Consider the following 16,952-nt stretch of genomic DNA (forward strand, 5'->3'; position numbering starts at 1 on the left):
GCTGAAGAGGAATTGAGAATGCCTGCCTGGATAGATATCCGATATGCAGCTCGGCTGCTGCTGAAAAAGCCCCTGTTTACCCTGACCACCACCGCCATTGTGGCGGTGGGACTGGCACTGACGTTGTACACCTTTACGCTGATGCAGCAGCTGGTGTTTAAGCCCCTGACCTTAGGTCAGGATACGCAGCTTATCGCCATAGCGGGTGAATTTAAGGCTGCCCATGGTGTCCGCCAGCGTGTTGATCCCTATCATCTGAATCGAATCCAGGCGCACAGTACGTTGTTACAGAGTATGAGTCTGTATCAGTCGGCAGTGCGCACTGTGGGCAGGCTGGGCAATGAAGCCATGTCGCAAAAAGTGCATCTGAGCTACGTGCAGTGGGATATATTTGAGGTAGCAGGTGTGCAGCCTCTGCTGGGCCGCAGCTTTAGCCCTGCTGATCAGCAAAATGAAACACAGTCGACGGTGGTGCTGAGCCATGATATCTGGCAACGGGTCTTCGATGGCAATGAAGCTATTATTGGCCAGGTGATTCAGGTTGAGGCAATCCCCGTACAAGTGATAGGTGTCATGCCGCCTGGGTTTGCTTTTCCAACTCAGGCTCAGGTTTGGCAAATTATGACCCAGACCCGGCTATCGCCTGCCAGCCCGTCGAACCGGGGAGGGTTGCATGCAATAGCCAGGCTGAAGCCTGATGTTGCTCTGACACAGTTTCAACATGAGCTGGCCACTTTGTTGCAGCGCCAGATCCAGGCCTTGCCGCAGGAGTTTGCCTGGCGCGCTGATGTGCCAGGGGGCTACCTGCAGGCGGTACCGTTTAAACTCAGCGTTGATGTGCTGTATCAGCACTATTCCGTGTTGGTGGCCATGATGTTGGTGGTGTTACTGATCTTACTACTGACCTGTATCAATGTCGGTAATTTACTGCTGGCCCGGGTGAATGAGCAGATCCGCGATGTGGCTATTCGGGTTGCGCTGGGTGTGCCACAGCGGCGTTTAATTTTGCAGATGTTGTGGGAAAGCACGTTGATTTGTTGTATTGGCGGAGTACTGGCACTGGGGCTGGCACACTGGGGGATGACACTGACCAATCAGGCATTAGACGAAATCTTTGCATTGAGCGGCGCGCGCCCTTTCTGGTGGACGATCAATTTGTCGCAGGACTCCGTCTGGATGTTACTTGGCGCTGTTTTACTGATGATACTTATCACGGGGTTAATTCCGGCATGGCGTGCTTTGCAAGGAGATATGAATGGCATTTTACGTGATGGAACCCGGGGCGCGGTAAGTAAACGTGCAGGCAGAATAAACCAGGTATTGGTGATTACAGAAATCGCTTTGTCCTGCGTTGTATTGGTCATTGCAGCAATGCTCCTGGGGAGTAGTTTGGCTGCACAACAGGCTGATTATGGTGTACAAACCGAGCAGCGCCTGACAGCGTCAGTGCGTCTGGCATGGGGGAGTTATCGCTGGAATGGGGGTGAGCCACAAGCGCGAAAAAAGCGCAACGATTTTTACTACGGACTTAAAGAAAAGCTGGAACAGCTTCCAAACGTGCGCAGTGTCGCTTATTTCAGTAGTCTGCCCGGCACCGGCGGGGGCACCTCACACTTTGAGATCCAGGGACAGGCGGCAGAGGTTTTTAGTGACAACCCAATGTGGAATTTTGAAGTAGTCAGCCGCGATGCCTGGGGTACAGTGGGTATGCACTTACTCGAAGGCCGGGATTTCAATCTAGGGGATTTGGCTGTCGACAGTCGAGAGCTGCGCAATCAGGGATCTGTGGTCATTATTAATGCGGCTATGGCACGAGAGTTGTTTCCGCAAGGGAGTGCTGTAGGGCAGCGTATTCGCACTCTGGATGGAGAAGGCTGGCATACGGAATGGCGGACCATAGTCGGTGTGGTGTCCGACAGCATTCATGGCCCAACACTGAATGCCACCAGTACTGCGTATACCGGGTATGGCCTGATGGATCTGCGGTCATGGTGGATGAATATTGTCGTGCATTATAGTGGCGCTGAATCAGAGGCCATTGCTGCGTTGCAGCAGATTATGATTGATCTGGATGCGGATGCAACGGTGCACCAGATCCAGAGCTACCAGAGTTTAATTAAACAGCCACTGCTATTGATGGAATCACTTAATCAGGTGTTCTTAGTCGGTGGGCTGATCGCCTTGTTTTTAGCGGCCAGTGGCATTTATGCGATGTCTGCCAACAGTATTACTTTGCGCAGTCAGGAGATTGCCACCCGGCGCGCCCTTGGCGCACCGGATAAACAAGTGGTTGGCTTGTTTGTCAGACAGGCGCTTGTGCAGCTGGCAGTAGGGCTGGTCATCGGAGTACTCGTGGCATTATGGCTAAGTAGACAGCTTAGTGCTGCAATGATTATCGACCCTGAAAGTTATGTATTGGCGCTACTGGGGATCCCCGCCTTTATCGTCTTACTTGTATTGCTGGCCACTTTATTGCCAGTCTCACAGCAGGTTAAAGCGCCGCCGGCACAAGCATTACGACAGAGTTAACTGTAGAGATATGTGGTGGACACCGTAACAGGGTTGCGGCACAGTAGGGTTTTTTGATCACTGTAAACTCCTATGCTTGCTCATTTTATTACGCGTGTTCACCACGTCGCGATTATTTGCTCAGACTATGCGGCATCAAAAACTTTTTATACCGATATTATTGGCTGTCGAGTCGTTGCTGAACATTATCAGCCAGGACGTGAGAGTTATAAGCTGGACCTGTCACTACCCGACGGTACTCAGATTGAATTGTTCCACTTTGCCTCGGCACCTGCGCGGCCCAGTTACCCGGAAGCTCAGGGGCTGCGTCATCTTGCGTTGTCTGTCACCGACATCGAGGCGGCACGCAATGCGCTGCTTGCCCTCGGGGTGAGTTGTGAATCTATCCGAGTCGATCCATATACCCAGCATCGTTTTTGCTTTTTTGCTGATCCAGATGGCTTACCCCTGGAACTGTATGAAATGGCGGCCCGGTGAAATACGATTGTGGACGAGGCGCTGAGGGTTCGATTGTTCCTTTTTTAATTCCATTTAATACCATCGGGATCTCGTCATATCGTGGCCAAAGGCGATAAAAACGACAAAGAAATAGCCAGACAAACATCATCAAACCAGCCTGCCGACAATAACAACATAAAAAGGGCCGCATCGATATGCGGCCCTGTCGTGATTTATTCGAATGACGTTAATCAAACGAGATTAATCGAACCAGGTTACTGGAATGAAGTTAATCAAACCAGGTTACTGGAACGAGATTACTCGAAACTCACACTCACTTCGTTCGAGCAGATATCACTTGACTGACAGATCTTGTAAGTGAAACCGGTTACAGCAGGGTCACGACCGAAATCACGGAACTGGCCTGAGTTATTAACCGTGCGCAGCAATGCACCATCGCGGTAGACGTCGACTTGTTCAGCGCTGCTGCCAGACCAGGACAGTGACACCCGGTAGAAACCAAGACGAGACTTGTTGGTGCGTACCACTTCCAGTGCGATATCGTCTGAGCTGACGGTGACTTCCTGCGTGGTGCTATTGCTGTTGCCTTCACTGTCAGTGACGGTCAGTGTGGCAGAGTAAGTGCCCGATGTGGTGTAGATATGCGTTGGGTTAGCGTCACTGCTGCTGTTGCCATCACCAAAGTCCCACTGCCAGCTGACGATATCGTTGTCGGCATCAGTACTGCTGTCAGTAAAGGCAACGCTCAGGCCGTTTTTCTCGAAGCTGAAACCGGCAACAGGAGGCTGTGCCGACACTTCGCCAAGGCCGGTCAGCGTCAGCGTCCAGTTATTCAGCGTGCCGGTATCTACTCCTGCATTGTCTGACACACTCAGTGTCCAGTCACCGCGCGCAGCTTCGCCATTAAAGGCTGCTGAATTGAAGGATTCAACCAGATTATCAGCGCTGCCACCGGCACGATTGTGCAGAGTCACTGAGGTACCTGCCGGAGAAGTCAGGGTCACCAGTAGATCGCCAATAAAGGTGTGAGTGATATTCACCAGCGTGTTGCTGTCAAAGATAGTGATGTCATCGGCTACTGTAATAACAGAGCTAATCCCGGTGGCATCGTTATCAGGAATATCCACAGCCGTTGTGTTGTCATAGCTGAAGTCGCTCAGTCCCTGTGGCAGCACAGACAGGCTAACAGCTTTGCTCTCAGCCAAATCGCCAGATGTGGCGTTAACAGTGAAGCTGTAGTCGCCCCACTGAGTATCTGCTGTGGTAGGAACAGTCAGGGTGACTGTATTACCTGGTGTTACCGTATTTTGTGATAGCACAGCACCTGGCAACGGGCTGTCCAGTGTCAGGGCAATGTCGCCCTGCCAGTCAGCCACTGAAGTAAAGCTGAACTCATAGCTGGCGGTCTCGCCTGCAGTGATCTCCTGCGCACCGGGTGTTACACCCACTCTGAAACCGGGAGCCGGATCGGCATCGATCAGTGCCTGGTGTGCGTTCAGACGCGTGCCTGCCACCGTTTTACCTTGCAGCGCGGCATTCGCATCACCGCTTTGCATCAACAGATTTTTCAGTGAAAGAGTATCCAGCGTCGGGTCGATAGACAGCACCAGAGCGGCAACACCGGCAACGTGTGGGGTGGCCATTGAAGTACCAGAGAAGCTGCTGTAGCCGTCGCCCGGTACCGTTGACAGAATGGCGCTACCAGGCGCCCCCATATCAACCGAAGTCAGGCCCCATTGCGAGAAAGATGACATAGTATCGTTGTCAGTGGTTGAGGCGATTGAGAACACGCTGTCATGCTCATAGCTTGAGGGGTAGTGCGGGTTGCTGTCGTTATCTACCGCGCCGTTACCTGCCGCTGCGACAAACAGGATATCTGCATTTTCACTGGCGGTAATGGCATCTGCCAGCGTCTGGCTGAAACCGCCGCCGCCCCAGCTGTTGTTCAGAACGCGAACGTTGTGGCCTGCCTGCTTCAGTGCAACCATGTAGTCGATACACTCAATGGCGTCCGATGTTGAACCGCTACCAGAAGAGCTTAAGAATTTACAGCCCACAATGGATACTTCGTGGTTTACACCCACGACACCGGTGGCATCGTTACCGGTTGCACCTATGGTACCTGATACGTGTGTACCATGGCCCTGATCATCCATAGGATCGCCCGAACCTGTGATGGCATTGACACCATATACGTCATCGATGTAGCCATTGTTGTCGTTATCTATGCCGTCTCCTGGGATCTCACCCGGGTTCTGCCACATGTTTGCCGCCAGGTCCGGGTGGGTGTAGTCAACCCCCGTATCGATAACACCGACAATTACGTCACGTGAACCGATGCTGATGTCCCAGGCTTCAGGCGCATCGATGTCAGCATCTTCAACACCGCCAGTTTGTCCTGTGTTGTGCAGGCCCCACAGTTCGCCGAAGCGCGCATCATCAGGAATGCCCAGCGCCTGAACCTGATAATCCGGCTCAACATAATCTACCGCAGGGTGCTTGGCCAGTTTGGCAATGGCCTCTTTGCTGCTGATCCCGTCCAGCTTGAAATTGGCAAGACGGCCCGCCAGTACATGCTTGTAGCGATCATCGACTTCGTCAGCATTATTATCCGAGATACGTGCTTTAACCAGATTACGAGCCTGGGCGCGCAGCGCACTGGATGCATCCTTTTTGAAGACCACCATGACGCTGTTGTCATTGGTTTTTTCTGTTGCTGTGATTTGTACTGCAGCTTGAGCTGCGCCGCTGAAAACTGGCAGTAATGCCAACGTTAAGGCAGAAAGTTTTAATTTCATCATTTGTCCTAGATAGTAAGTTGAGTTATTGGCCATGACGTCATGGCGTGTGCTCGACTAAGTGGGCATGATGGGTGCTCCGCCAGGCCCTGAGGCAGACGGTTGATAACTCGGTTTGGCAACTCAGGCCACGCTAAAACAGCCTGAATTATGGATGCAATTTTAAAGCGTGTTTTAGTCGTAAAAATCCGACTTTATTGCCAGTGGGATGAGTTTTAGAGGAGGGTTCTCATACTTTTTTGTTGGATACGTTGCCAGGTTTTGGCCATGCTCAGACTCATACTATTTTGTGAGATTGCGTCGTACCAATATCGGTAATTTTGGTGTTTTATCTTTAAGTTAATGAATTGTATAGAGTTACAAGATTCAAGATTATTTCTAATTTCCCTGCCTCGCGCGGCGCTCTAGAGTGATTGTATGAGTCCATAAAATGAAACGTGCAAATACTGCGCAGCCAGGTGCTGGGCAGTGGACTCTGGCTTTAATGGCTAAGCGAGTATGAATGCGGCCCGGTTGATAGCGATATCGGGTTTCGTGACATACGGGAAGCTGCAGATAACCCGGGTTAGATTGTACTGTGTCTGCCTCAGCGTATGCGTCAGGAGCTGGCAACCTCCACCAAGACGGTGCGCTTAACACATCCAGGCAGGCTGGGGTGCAAGTTGAAGGATATTGCAAAAATGACTAATAACTCTAAGGAGAACCAGGTGAAATTTTCGAAATCACTGACCTGCTGTGCAATTGCATTGGCATTATCTGGTGTCAGCGTGGCACAGGCTGCCGACACAGAAGCAAAAGCGGCTTCAACGTCTGAGCTGGCACAGCTGATCCAGGTAGACAACACGGGCAATACGCTGACGGTGACCCAGCGTTCTAATAATGGTGCAGGCAATGTGCTAACCAGTTCACAGCAAGGCGAGTCCAATGTCAGCGAACTGTCGATTGAAGGGGATAGCAATATCACCACAGTATCGCAGGCGGGCACGGGCAATTTGACCAAAGTGACTGCAGCGGGCGATGGCAATACGCAGGAGTATAGCCAGGATGGTGAGGCCAATGGGTCACTGACTGAGCTCAATGGTAACGACAACAGTTTAAACATCACGCAACGTGGGGTTGGTTACCTGGGTATCAATAACGAAGTCATAAACACCATTAATGGTGACGGCAACCGTATCCATGTTGAGCAAAGCAGTGGTGGTCACTGGTTCTACAATACCGACATGCAGGGTAACAACAACCAGATCACGGCAACTCAGCAAGGTACCTGGGGCGAAGTGAATATTGACCGTGTTCAGGGCGATCAGAACAGCATTGAGGTCGATCAAAACGGGACTTACAACGAGCTGAACCTGGCCAATTTGCAGGGCAATGACAATGATCTGAGCTTGTCTCAGGAAGGCAACTACAACAAGTTCACCATTGATGCGTTAACTGGCAATGACAACGAACTCCAGGTAGAGCAAAGCGCAGGTAATGGTAATCGGGTTGAGCTGGCTGAACTGCAAGGTGAGAGTAATCGCGTTGACCTTGAGCAGGAAGGTAATGACAATCGCATGACGTCGACCCTGTTTAGCGGTGACAGCAACTATGTTACGGTGGCGCAGCTGGGTGACAACAACCAGACAACGTTTGATGTGATTGGCAATGACAACGACTTCGATGCACAGCAACGTGGTAACGACAATCAGGCTTACCTTGGCGCTGCGGGCAATGATAATGAGTACAGCACGCTACAATTGGGTGATAACAACCAGTTGCACATTGCAAAATTTAACAGCAATGGCAGTGAAGTCGGTGTCATTCAAAATGGTACCAGCAATGAGGTGGTGCTGCAGTCATCGCATCCTGACAATTCGCTGACCAGTAACAACAACATGCTGAATGTTGCGCAAACGGGCAGCAATAATGGTGTGTCGGTCACGCTTGCTTCTGTGGCCGAAAGTGGGCTGAATCAGCTTGACCTGGTACAAAGTGGTGAGCTTAATGCCATCGACCTGATGCTAGAGGGCAGCAGTAATGACATCGCCATTGAGCAAACCGGTGGTGCTAACTTTGTGGTCGGTGTTGACTCTGGTGCGTTTGTTGTCAGTGGCAGCGATAACAACATCCAAATCAACCAGGATGGCTTTGGCAACCTGGTTGAAGGTGGCGTTAACGGCAGTGGCCAGACTATCAACATTACTCAGGTCGGCGACTATAACGTCGCGACCGTGACTCAGCAGTAATCACAATGGCCACAAAGCCTGATGGTTTTGTGGCCAAGTTGTCTATATGAAGATATCTATATTTGTTTTGGCTGTCATACTGGGTAGTTTTATACCGTACAGCCATGGAGCCGACGAAGAGGTTGAGCTGGGTGGACTGGTCATCGACCAGAGCATTAGCCGTTTTGGCTATCAGTTTTACTTTGATTTTTCTCAGTTGTGGCGTGATGTACCGACGACCGCCGGTGTGAATATCACGATTAAAGAAACCGTGCTGCCGCGCGCAGGCACTCGGTTACAGGTCTTTATGAACAACCAGCTGGTGTATGCCACAGCGATGGGGCGTCGCGGCGGGCCGCTTAGAGCACGCGTCGAGGCGGCGCTATTTGCCATCATGGATGCGATGGCCAGCGCACAGCATCAGCAACACTCTCCAGATTTAGCAACAAGCGGGTGGTAACAATGAAAACAACAATAATATGCTGCTTTGGTATGCTATGCAGCCTGTCGCTGCATGCCACGGAATTAGTCTACAAGCCCATTAACCCGTCGTTTGGCGGCAATCCTCTCAATGCCAATATGCTACTAAATAAGGCACAGGCGCAAAATAAGCATCGTGCGCCTGTCATTGAAAAATCCTATGGTGACCGCTTTCAGGAGTCCCTGGAGCGGACTTACCTCAACCGCATGGTGCGGGAAATTACTTCCACAGCTTTTGGCGATGAAGTTGAGGACAGTATTTTTGATAAAGACTCGACCTTTATGAGTGGCGATTACGAAATTCAGGTGATCACCAGCACACCGGATTCCATTACGGTGCAGATCACTAACACACTGACGGGCGATATTACGACACTGGAAGTACCGAGGTTTGGTTAATGAAGTACCTGAGTATTATGTTTATGATGTTACTGTTGAGTGCCTGTAGCACTCTACCGGTGCTGCCGCCGCCGATGGCAAAAGCACAGCCGCTGGCAGCCACTGACGTGTTCAGTGAATTAAAAGCACTGCCAGCACCACGCGGCCCAATCCCGGTTTCTGTGTATTCGTTTCGCGACCAAACCGGGCAATATAAACCTCAGGAAAATGTCAGTTCATTTTCAACGGCGGTGACGCAGGGGGCCAACTCGATCCTGATGCAGGCACTGCACGAAACCGATTGGTTTATTCCCATTGAACGTGAGGGTCTGCAAAACCTGCTGACCGAGCGTAAGATCACCCGGGCTGCGATACAGGATCAGGAAAACTCAAGCAGCCTGCCGCCACTGACGCATGCCAAGCTGATCTTTGAAGGTGGCATTATCAGTTATGATGCCAACATTAAAACGGGTGGTATGGGAATGGAGTACTTTGGGATAGGTGCCTCCGAGCTATACCGAGAAGACACCATCAGTATCTATTTACGGGCGGTTGATGTACGCACAGGACAAATTTTGTTGTCGGTAGCCACCAGTAAAAAAGTACTGTCAAAAGAAATGCGTGCGGGCTTTTTCCGCTATGTCAGCTATAAACGTCTGGCCGAAGCGGAAGCAGGGTACAGTGAAAATGAGCCCATGCATATTTGTGTCACTCAGGCGATTGAAAAGGCCCTGACACTACTCGTTCATCAGGGCCTCGAAAAAGGGGTTTGGGCGGCAAAACCCGCACAACAGCAGGCTGGCTAATTCGCCAGTCCGCCGAAAGGGATATGTTGCTGGGCCCAGTTGGCCAATTCAATCCGGTTGCGCGAGTTGGTTTTTTTAAACGCGCTGTAAATGTGGGTTTTGACGGTATGGCTGCTGATATTCAGAGAATCGGCAATATCGTCGTTCTTGGCCCCATCGGCCAGCAATCGGATCACGGATTTTTCGCGTTTGGTAAGCGAAGCCAGTGTAATATCACGCTGCTCGTCTGACAACCCGGGCAGGGTTTGTGGCAGGCGCTGCATCAGGGCACTGAATGCCAGTGAAATAGCACCTCTGCCAAACCACAGCTCACCACCCAATACTCGCTGAATGCCTTTAAACTGGCTTTCCGGAGAAGCCCCCTGATAGAGCACCCCTTTGACATTGGCGAGCAGAGCGGTTTGTTCGTTCAGGGTGTCCGGGCAGGCATTGAATAACAACACACTGTGATGTTGAGCCAGCGCCCTGAGCTGTGCGCTAAGTAAATCGCGACACTCACGATGGCTGACATCGACCAGAAACAGCTGGTACTGTGATCGTTGCTCAGTGGTGGGCAGGCGGGTATCGACCTTGATATTGTTACCGCAAGCCTCAAGCATTTTGACAAACATGAGGAAATCCTGACTCAGCGTGTTGGTCTTTTGGTCTGTCAGGACAAACAGAGCACCACGCGTTTGGTTGTCTGAATACATCATTTTCTCGACTGTCCTTTTGTTGTTCCGTTAACCCAAATATACATATTTTTTACAAGATGTTTAGTACTTATTTTCAATTTTTGGAACTGACCAGAATTGTATGTCTTATTGGAACATTCCATTTTGTTACTGACAATACTGTGATGAATTGGCGAATGGCTATTCAGAGCTGGGCAGGCGTCACGATGTGACGCCTGAAATGGGATGATGGGCTATACTGGCCCGACCACCCTGAGGTGTTACCGGTAGAGTGCCCGCCAGGCACAGGTACGATAACCATTACGTTCAAAATAAAAGCGACTGCAATTGTCGTCGTAATTGTAATTACCGACATCTACGCGATAGCCACTGATATAGGTATTGTGTAAAGACACAAAGCGACCGTTGTACAGTAAGGAAAAGTGCAAATGTGGGCCGCTAGACTGACCACCCTGACACAGTGCGGTGTTGTAGTCACTGGCATAGCGACCTAGCCAGGCACCGGCATCGATCACATCGCCGCTTTGATATTGCAGTGCGTCCATGTGGTAATACTGAGTGGCATAGCCACTGGGGTGAGTGACGCGAATATTACAGCGAGAATAACGAGTGACTGTACCACCATGTGCCGCCTGAACCCAGGGGGTGTTCGACCCCCAGCCACCGGAGTTATTATTGAAATCCAGCGATGAATAAGGGTAGCCGGAACCGGTGTTGGAGTGCGCTCCGCCACTGTACCAGGCATAGCCTGATGGCCAGGGGAAGTTGAGATAAAATTGATTATTGGCGGCAGCGGATTCTGAGGCTGGGGCGGCGATGCGTGCCGCCGGGTTGAACAAGGCATCACCAAAGTACAGCTGATAATGTTTAGCTACACTGGCAAGCCTCGATGTATTACCCAGCAGTGCATTGAGTGCAAACGAAGCCGCACTGGCAGCATGCAATTGGCTGCGTGTTTCTGCGGATGTGCTCGTGTGCTGCTGATTTTGCCATTGTTCATAGGCATAGAAACGCTGCGAGAGTGCAGTGGTGACGGCCTCCAGCTGAGCTGAAAATCCGGATTGTGCGACCAGCGACCCAAATGGTCGTTCGAGCGCTTTGGCTGAGGGCGCGGATAGCAGCTGACTGTGCTGCTCCATCAATGCCAGTAACAGCTTGGGGTTAATACTGGCGTGACCTGCCCAGTGCAACAGGGTTTCCTGGTGCGCCAGCAAGTGCGGTGCATGGGTTGCCAGTATGGCCGTCCAGTCGGTTTGCTGCATAGAATTAGTGAACAGAAATTGCTGTATGTCTATGTTCAGCAATGGGCTAAGGGTGTGCTTTGCCAGGGCTTCTTTGGAAAGCTGATAGGCTGTCTGATCATGATGCTGACCCTGAGCGTGGACGGGTAAATTCGCCACCCCGGCTGCCAGTAAAGCGTATTGTAGTGTTTTCATGTTGTATCCTCATTGGGTTGAGTGCACAATCAGATATATCCTTTTGTTGAATAAATGTACAATTTGAGTTTTTACTCTGTAATTTGTTTTTGTTTCTTAATGTTTACAAATTTGTTTCATTTTTGGCGGCAAGGACGCCAATAAGTAAGAGGATGAGTCTGGCCGGGCTCAGCTGTTCAGTCAGGGGCTTATATTAGGGGTAATGAGGTTTGCTGGCAGGCCTGATAGGTGTTGGCCATCAGGCGCTGAGATTACGCTGAGTTACGGGTGGGCTGCGCCAGCAGAAAAGGCAGTGACTGAGTTTTGGCCTCATACATGGTTTTATCTGCGCAATTCAGCAGGGCGGTTGGCGCATCGCCATGATCCGGAAACAGCACGGCACCAATACTCAGGTCCAAAGTCACTTCGCGCATGTTACCTTGCTGATCCTGTAAGCAGTAGCTGTCTGCCAGCAGAGTGTGCTTATAGCGGGTGAACAGCTCCAGCTGGGCCGGGTTATCTATATTCGGGGCAATCACCACAAACTCATCACCCCCATAGCGCGCCACAAAATCTGAACTGCGCTTGTACATTTTGAGTTTGGTGGCGAGCAACTTGAGTAACTGATCGCCCGCCTGGTGGCCTAACTCATCATTAATGGCCTTAAAGTTATCAAGGTCGATAAACAACATGGCAAACTGTTTGCCATAACGCAGGGCATCCTGTACCAGCGTGTGTAAATGCTTGTCCAGTGCCCCGCGGTTACTGAGCATAGTGAGCCTGTCCAGGCTGACCAGGTTTTCCAGGTTGCGCTGCATATCAAAGCGCTCCTTGGAAAACACAATGGTTCGTCTGAGTAAATGGGTGCTGAGTTCGTGTTTGGGTATATAATCCTGTGCCCCCAGTTGGATGGCTTTTTCACCAAACATTTCATCAGACATCCCCGTCAGCACGATGATAGGGATATGTGCGGCAAAATCTTTGACGCGCAGTAAGGTTTCGAGCCCCCGGCTTTGTGGCAGATTAAGGTCCATTAAAATGATTTCTGGATTAAGCTGGGCGACGGCATCACGCAGTGACTCTATGGTTTCAAAGGCGTTGACGGCGTAATGGTGTCTCGCGTTGTGCTGACTCAGGAGTTCTTTCACCAGATAGATGTCATCCTGATTGTCTTCGAGCAAATAGATTAATCTGGCATTCATAGCTTATCCTGTGCGTTGTTGGTTGTACTGAAACCAGTACTTAATGAGGGTCTGGACCAGATCGGTCAATTCCGTCAACCGGTTCGGCTTGGTTAAGTAGGACTTGGCACCCAGACGATACGCTTTGGCGATATCTTTGGGGCTGTCCGACGTGGTGTAGCAGATCACCAATAAGGAATTCACCAAACCCTGCTGTTGTAGTTCTTCCAGCGCTTCCAGCCCGCCTTTGTGTGGCATATTCAGGTCAAGCAGATATACCGGCATTTGGTTGTCGCTTTGCTGCACATGAGAGATAAACTCAACGCCGTTGTTTAGTACTGTAACTGCCGGTTCTTCAGGCAGCTCGGCGCAGGCTTGCTGAAAGAAATAAATGTCATCCGGGTCGTCTTCTACCAATACAATTTCCATCATAGCTCCCGTTGTTTAAGCGTGATCACAAAGCGTGCACCGGTTTGTTCGCTGTCGGTGCAGGCGATCTGTCCGCCATGCAGATCAACTATCTTCTTACACAAGGATAGACCAATCCCGCTGCCTTTGTGACTGTCGCCGTGTAAACGTCGGAAGGGTTCAAAGATCTGCTGTCTGAATTGCTCAGGCACGCCTATGCCATTGTCCCGGTAAGTCAGTGTCAGTGTTGCACCTTCACGGCTGGCACTGATCCGTATGCTTGGCGCATCCGCGCCACAGAATTTAATACTATTGGCAATCAGATTCTGCCAGATTTGAATAAACAAAGAGGCATCCACCTCCAGTTCACACTCCGGGTGTTCACAGGTAATTTGCGCATGACTTTCCTCAACTTTAAAGCTCAGCTGATCGCAGGCTTCGGTTATTAAGCTATTGAGGGATACCCGGGTTAGCTTAAGCTGGTGCGCATTGAGCCTCGAAAGCTTCAGCAGATCCTGGATCATGGTACGCATGCGCTCAGTTGCATCCAGTAATCGGTCCATTTCAAAACAGGCTTTATCGTCTTCTTTCAGAGCCGGTGCCAGCCGCTGTGACAAGCTGTCGGAGAAGGCGGAAATCTTGCGTAGTGGCTCTTGCAGGTCATGGGATGCAATAAATGCAAAATGCTCCAGGCTGGCATTGGACTCCTGCAATTCGCGTAGCAGGTTTGTCTGCTCCGTGATATCCACAAAGGTGCCCAGCATCAGCTCAGGTGCGCCCTGCTCATCACGGGTGACTATGGTATCCAGAGAGTAACACCAGACCCAGTGTCCCTGTTTGTGCTTAAAGCGATATTTTAAGGGGATCAGCTCATCGCTTTGGCTGCTGGCAACCTCTTTGGTGTGGGCCTCCAGCAACGCGTGCTCATCAGGGTGGAACAGGTTCATCATGCTGAGGCTTTCCAGTTCCTGAAGGGTATAGCCGAGCAGCTGCGTGTATCTGTGGTTGATTTTCACATTAGTTTGCTGTTTCAGATCGAACAGATATAAACCACACACGGCGGAGTCAATAATGCGCTGCAAAAACTGCTGGCTGTCGCGCAGCTCGGTTTCGGCATATTTACGCGCTGTGATGTCAATGGCGGTGCCCACCAGTTGTGTTACTTTGCCCTGACTGTCGAGCAATGGGTAAAGGGTGGTCTGATACCACAGCTCCTGGCCATGCATCGGTAACATCTCGATATATTCCAGTGGCTTTTTAAGCTCGCAGCAGGTCCGGTAGTTGTCCTGAATGTGATTGATTATCTGATCATCAAACACTTTGCCGCGCAGCGCAGACAGGCGTTTGAACTGAATGTCCTCAAGCTTAACGGCTGCCCGTTGGCAGGCGGTGGGGTTAAACTCCAGGAAGGTAAAATCTTCATCTTCTTCTACTTGTAACAGCCAGATGGCCTGGCTGGTGCCGTTGTAAATCGCATTTAAGATATTGGTTTTCTCACTGACCTGACGCTCCAGTATTTTGCTGGAGTCGATATTACGCAGGGCGCCAGACATCAGCAGTGGTTTGCCCTGTTCATCAAACTGGCTATTGCCCACTGCCATAAACCAACCGTATTCGCCACGTTCGTTTCGGCCCTGATATTCTACCTGGTACTGCTCTTTGCTTTGAAAGTGTTGTTCAATGGCCTGCTCCACTCGCTGGCGGTGATCCGGGTGAATATGTTCATACCAGTCGTCATAGCTCGGGTGTTCGATACTGGCTTTGCCTATCATCGCCATCAGACGAGGTGAATAACTGACCTCGCCGGTCACCACATTCCACTCCCAGATACCATCAGCAGTGGCATTGATGGCCCGGCGCATTTTTTTGTCCGACTCTTTGAGCGCCCGCTCGGTGTTTTTCAGGGTGCTCAGGTTGTTAAACAGGGCCAGCACTACACTTTGTCCTTCAAACTGCGCTTTAACCAGTTTCATTTCCATGGGGATTGCTGCTTTAGCTTGTACTTTGACCTGACATAAGGTTGCCAGCTCTGCCGTATCGGTATTGCCCAGTTTATGGGCCAGCGTATCTATGGTGGTAAAGGGATCGCTGAATTCAATTAATTCGCTCAGAGGCTGACGGTCAACTTGATCATTACTCGTACCTAAGGCATTCAGAAAATGCGAATTACACTGGGTGATTTTAAAGTTTTCATCAAGTACCACGATACTGGCAGGCAGGGTGTTGAGAATGAAGTAGGTTAATTCATGCTCAGCCAGTTTTGAATCCAGCAGATGCTTTTCCTGCGTGACCTTATCGAGTTTGCGCGACACCCCCTGAAACTGATTTGGTGTGGGAATGGCAATGGCATTGGGGATCAGGCGGAACAGGTACACTGCTGTGGTAATAGAGACCAGCGCAGTGGCTATTTTTGCCAGGGCATGGATGCCATAGGCACCTTGCCAGACGGTGTAAATGCCTATCAGGTGGGTCAGCCCGCACAGCAAAATAAAGCTTGAAAACAAGACGAACAGCCAGTGGCCACCGACGTCCGGTCGTTTTTTGGCAAAAATCATGATGGCAATGGGAATAGAAAAATAGGCAGTGGCTATGGTTAAGTCGGAGATGACATTGCCCCACAGCAAATGGGGTTGCCATAAATAACAGTGCCCGTGAGGCATATAGGCATCATGAAAAAATGACTCAATACTGTTGGATTCCATGGCGTGGTCCTTACTCGGTGTGCTCAGCTGGCTCCGTGGGAAAGCTGGGTTGAGGTAAAGTGGCAATCACAGGCTTGGCAAATAAGTAGCCTTGCATCAGGTAAACGCCTAAATCGCACAGACAACGGTAGTCCGCCAACGTTTCGACGCCTTCGGCAATCAGGTCTATATTCAGTCGGCGTGCCATCAGGCATACGCCATCCACGATAGCCTGCTTGACCGGGTCTTGTGCAATGCCGCTTGCCAGCGCAATATCGAGCTTAATGATGTCGGGCTGAAAGCGGTGTAGCACTTCTATGCCGGCGTAACCAGCACCAAAATCGTCTAGCGCAACCTTGAAGCCGTTTTTATTATAGGTGTTGGCAATGTCGATGAGTTTCTCATGGTCGGTAAGGTGTTCCTGCTCAGAAACCTCAAAGATAATACGCTCTTTTGCCAGCCTGAACTTATCGGCGGCTTCGAGCGTCTTTCGCAAACAGGTTTGGGGATCGTAAATGGCGTTGGGTAAAAAGTTAATCGACAGCTTAGCGGTGTTGCTGAGTCCGGCCATTATTTCAATGGCGGTAGTGCGACACAGCTGGTCGAAATAATACTTACTGTCTTCTGTGATCTGGGTAAGCACCTGTCCGGCCGACTGCCCCTGTGTGCCTCTGACCAAAGCTTCATAAGCATACACTTGTCGGGTGCGCAGGTTCACTATGGGTTGCATGGCCATAGTGATGTCCATCTTATATTCGGTGTGGCAACGACAAGTTTTGCAGCCTGGCATAGAGACGCTCTGTTTAATAGTTAGATGTTCTAACAAGTCTGGCACAGGCCATGGGTTTTGCAATTGAACTGCGCACGGGTTTACAGGGAAAAGTCATGTTATCAGGCACGCCCGGGTTTACTTTGTTGTGCAGATATTCGAATGAT

General features: G+C 50.6%; 13 protein-coding genes. 6 read left to right on the forward strand and 7 right to left on the reverse strand.

The features are described 5' to 3' along the window. The first annotated feature begins 18 nt into the window (after nt 1-18). Both MHN33_RS05300 and MHN33_RS05305 read left to right on the forward strand, forming a co-directional pair. Complete coding sequence (locus MHN33_RS05300; protein WP_239396855.1) at nt 19-2,529, forward strand: FtsX-like permease family protein; 2,511 nt, start codon at nt 19-21, stop codon at nt 2,527-2,529. A gap of 72 nt (nt 2,530-2,601) precedes the next feature. Further along, entirely contained in the window at nt 2,602-3,006 is a 405-nt protein-coding gene (locus tag MHN33_RS05305; protein ID WP_239396857.1) for a VOC family protein, read from the forward strand. 278 nt (nt 3,007-3,284) lie between these two features. Here MHN33_RS05305 and MHN33_RS05310 read toward each other — a convergent pair whose 3' ends face one another. After that, nucleotides 3,285-5,786 carry a S8 family serine peptidase gene (locus tag MHN33_RS05310; protein ID WP_239396859.1) on the reverse strand — a complete coding sequence of 834 codons (2,502 nt, stop codon included), beginning with the start codon at nt 5,784-5,786 and terminating at the stop codon, nt 3,285-3,287. A 707-nt stretch (nt 5,787-6,493) separates the two neighbouring features. Between MHN33_RS05310 and MHN33_RS05315 the strand changes: the two genes are divergently transcribed. The 4 genes from MHN33_RS05315 to MHN33_RS05330 are packed head-to-tail and all read left to right on the forward strand — an operon-like array spanning nt 6,494 to nt 9,657. Continuing rightward, complete coding sequence (locus tag MHN33_RS05315; protein WP_239396861.1) at nt 6,494-8,014, forward strand: curlin; 1,521 nt, start codon at nt 6,494-6,496, stop codon at nt 8,012-8,014. A gap of 46 nt (nt 8,015-8,060) precedes the next feature. After that, nucleotides 8,061-8,453 (forward strand): curli production assembly/transport protein CsgE, encoded by a 393-nt coding sequence (locus MHN33_RS05320; RefSeq protein WP_239396863.1) that lies wholly within the window; start codon nt 8,061-8,063, stop codon nt 8,451-8,453. A 2-nt stretch (nt 8,454-8,455) separates the two neighbouring features. Then, the gene (locus MHN33_RS05325; protein ID WP_130245764.1) at nt 8,456-8,872 is read left to right on the forward strand and encodes a curli assembly protein CsgF; all 417 of its coding nucleotides are present in this window, start codon (nt 8,456-8,458) and stop codon (nt 8,870-8,872) included. Beyond that, entirely contained in the window at nt 8,872-9,657 is a 786-nt protein-coding gene (locus MHN33_RS05330) for a CsgG/HfaB family protein (protein ID WP_239396865.1), read from the forward strand. The genes MHN33_RS05325 and MHN33_RS05330 overlap by 1 nt, the downstream gene beginning before the upstream one ends. Here MHN33_RS05330 and MHN33_RS05335 read toward each other — a convergent pair. From MHN33_RS05335 to MHN33_RS05360, 6 genes are all read right to left on the reverse strand, one after another. Beyond that, the gene (locus tag MHN33_RS05335; protein ID WP_239396867.1) at nt 9,654-10,352 is read right to left on the reverse strand and encodes a response regulator transcription factor; all 699 of its coding nucleotides are present in this window, start codon (nt 10,350-10,352) and stop codon (nt 9,654-9,656) included. The two genes, MHN33_RS05330 and MHN33_RS05335, sit on opposite strands and share 4 nt — an antisense overlap. Before the next feature lie 239 nt (nt 10,353-10,591). Further along, a complete protein-coding gene (locus MHN33_RS05340; RefSeq protein WP_239396869.1) occupies nt 10,592-11,767 on the reverse strand; it encodes a M23 family metallopeptidase in 1,176 nt (391 codons plus the stop codon). Between the two features lie 251 nt (nt 11,768-12,018). Then, nucleotides 12,019-12,948 carry a diguanylate cyclase gene (locus tag MHN33_RS05345; protein WP_239396877.1) on the reverse strand — a complete coding sequence of 310 codons (930 nt, stop codon included), beginning with the start codon at nt 12,946-12,948 and terminating at the stop codon, nt 12,019-12,021. A gap of 3 nt (nt 12,949-12,951) precedes the next feature. Then, the gene (locus MHN33_RS05350) at nt 12,952-13,359 is read right to left on the reverse strand and encodes a response regulator (protein WP_239396878.1); all 408 of its coding nucleotides are present in this window, start codon (nt 13,357-13,359) and stop codon (nt 12,952-12,954) included. Further along, entirely contained in the window at nt 13,356-16,037 is a 2,682-nt protein-coding gene (locus MHN33_RS05355) for a PAS domain-containing protein (RefSeq protein WP_239396880.1), read from the reverse strand. The genes MHN33_RS05350 and MHN33_RS05355 overlap by 4 nt, the downstream gene beginning before the upstream one ends. Before the next feature lie 10 nt (nt 16,038-16,047). Next, nucleotides 16,048-16,764 (reverse strand): EAL domain-containing protein, encoded by a 717-nt coding sequence (locus MHN33_RS05360; protein WP_239396882.1) that lies wholly within the window; start codon nt 16,762-16,764, stop codon nt 16,048-16,050. Nucleotides 16,765-16,952: the final 188 nt, after the last annotated feature.

The organism is Pseudoalteromonas sp. OOF1S-7, assembly GCF_022347765.1.
Lineage (GTDB): Bacteria > Pseudomonadota > Gammaproteobacteria > Enterobacterales > Alteromonadaceae > Pseudoalteromonas.

Coding starts and splice junctions, on each gene's coding strand:
- MHN33_RS05320 (WP_239396863.1), top strand. CDS start 8,061: ATGAAGATATCTATATTTGTTTTGGCTGTCATACTGGGTAGTTTTATA.
- MHN33_RS05355 (WP_239396880.1), bottom strand. CDS start 16,037: ATGGAATCCAACAGTATTGAGTCATTTTTTCATGATGCCTATATGCCT.
- MHN33_RS05360 (WP_239396882.1), bottom strand. CDS start 16,764: ATGGACATCACTATGGCCATGCAACCCATAGTGAACCTGCGCACCCGA.
- MHN33_RS05345 (WP_239396877.1), bottom strand. CDS start 12,948: ATGAATGCCAGATTAATCTATTTGCTCGAAGACAATCAGGATGACATC.
- MHN33_RS05340 (WP_239396869.1), bottom strand. CDS start 11,767: ATGAAAACACTACAATACGCTTTACTGGCAGCCGGGGTGGCGAATTTA.
- MHN33_RS05330 (WP_239396865.1), top strand. CDS start 8,872: ATGAAGTACCTGAGTATTATGTTTATGATGTTACTGTTGAGTGCCTGT.
- MHN33_RS05305 (WP_239396857.1), top strand. CDS start 2,602: ATGCTTGCTCATTTTATTACGCGTGTTCACCACGTCGCGATTATTTGC.
- MHN33_RS05335 (WP_239396867.1), bottom strand. CDS start 10,352: ATGATGTATTCAGACAACCAAACGCGTGGTGCTCTGTTTGTCCTGACA.
- MHN33_RS05310 (WP_239396859.1), bottom strand. CDS start 5,786: ATGAAATTAAAACTTTCTGCCTTAACGTTGGCATTACTGCCAGTTTTC.
- MHN33_RS05350 (WP_239396878.1), bottom strand. CDS start 13,359: ATGATGGAAATTGTATTGGTAGAAGACGACCCGGATGACATTTATTTC.
- MHN33_RS05325 (WP_130245764.1), top strand. CDS start 8,456: ATGAAAACAACAATAATATGCTGCTTTGGTATGCTATGCAGCCTGTCG.
- MHN33_RS05300 (WP_239396855.1), top strand. CDS start 19: ATGCCTGCCTGGATAGATATCCGATATGCAGCTCGGCTGCTGCTGAAA.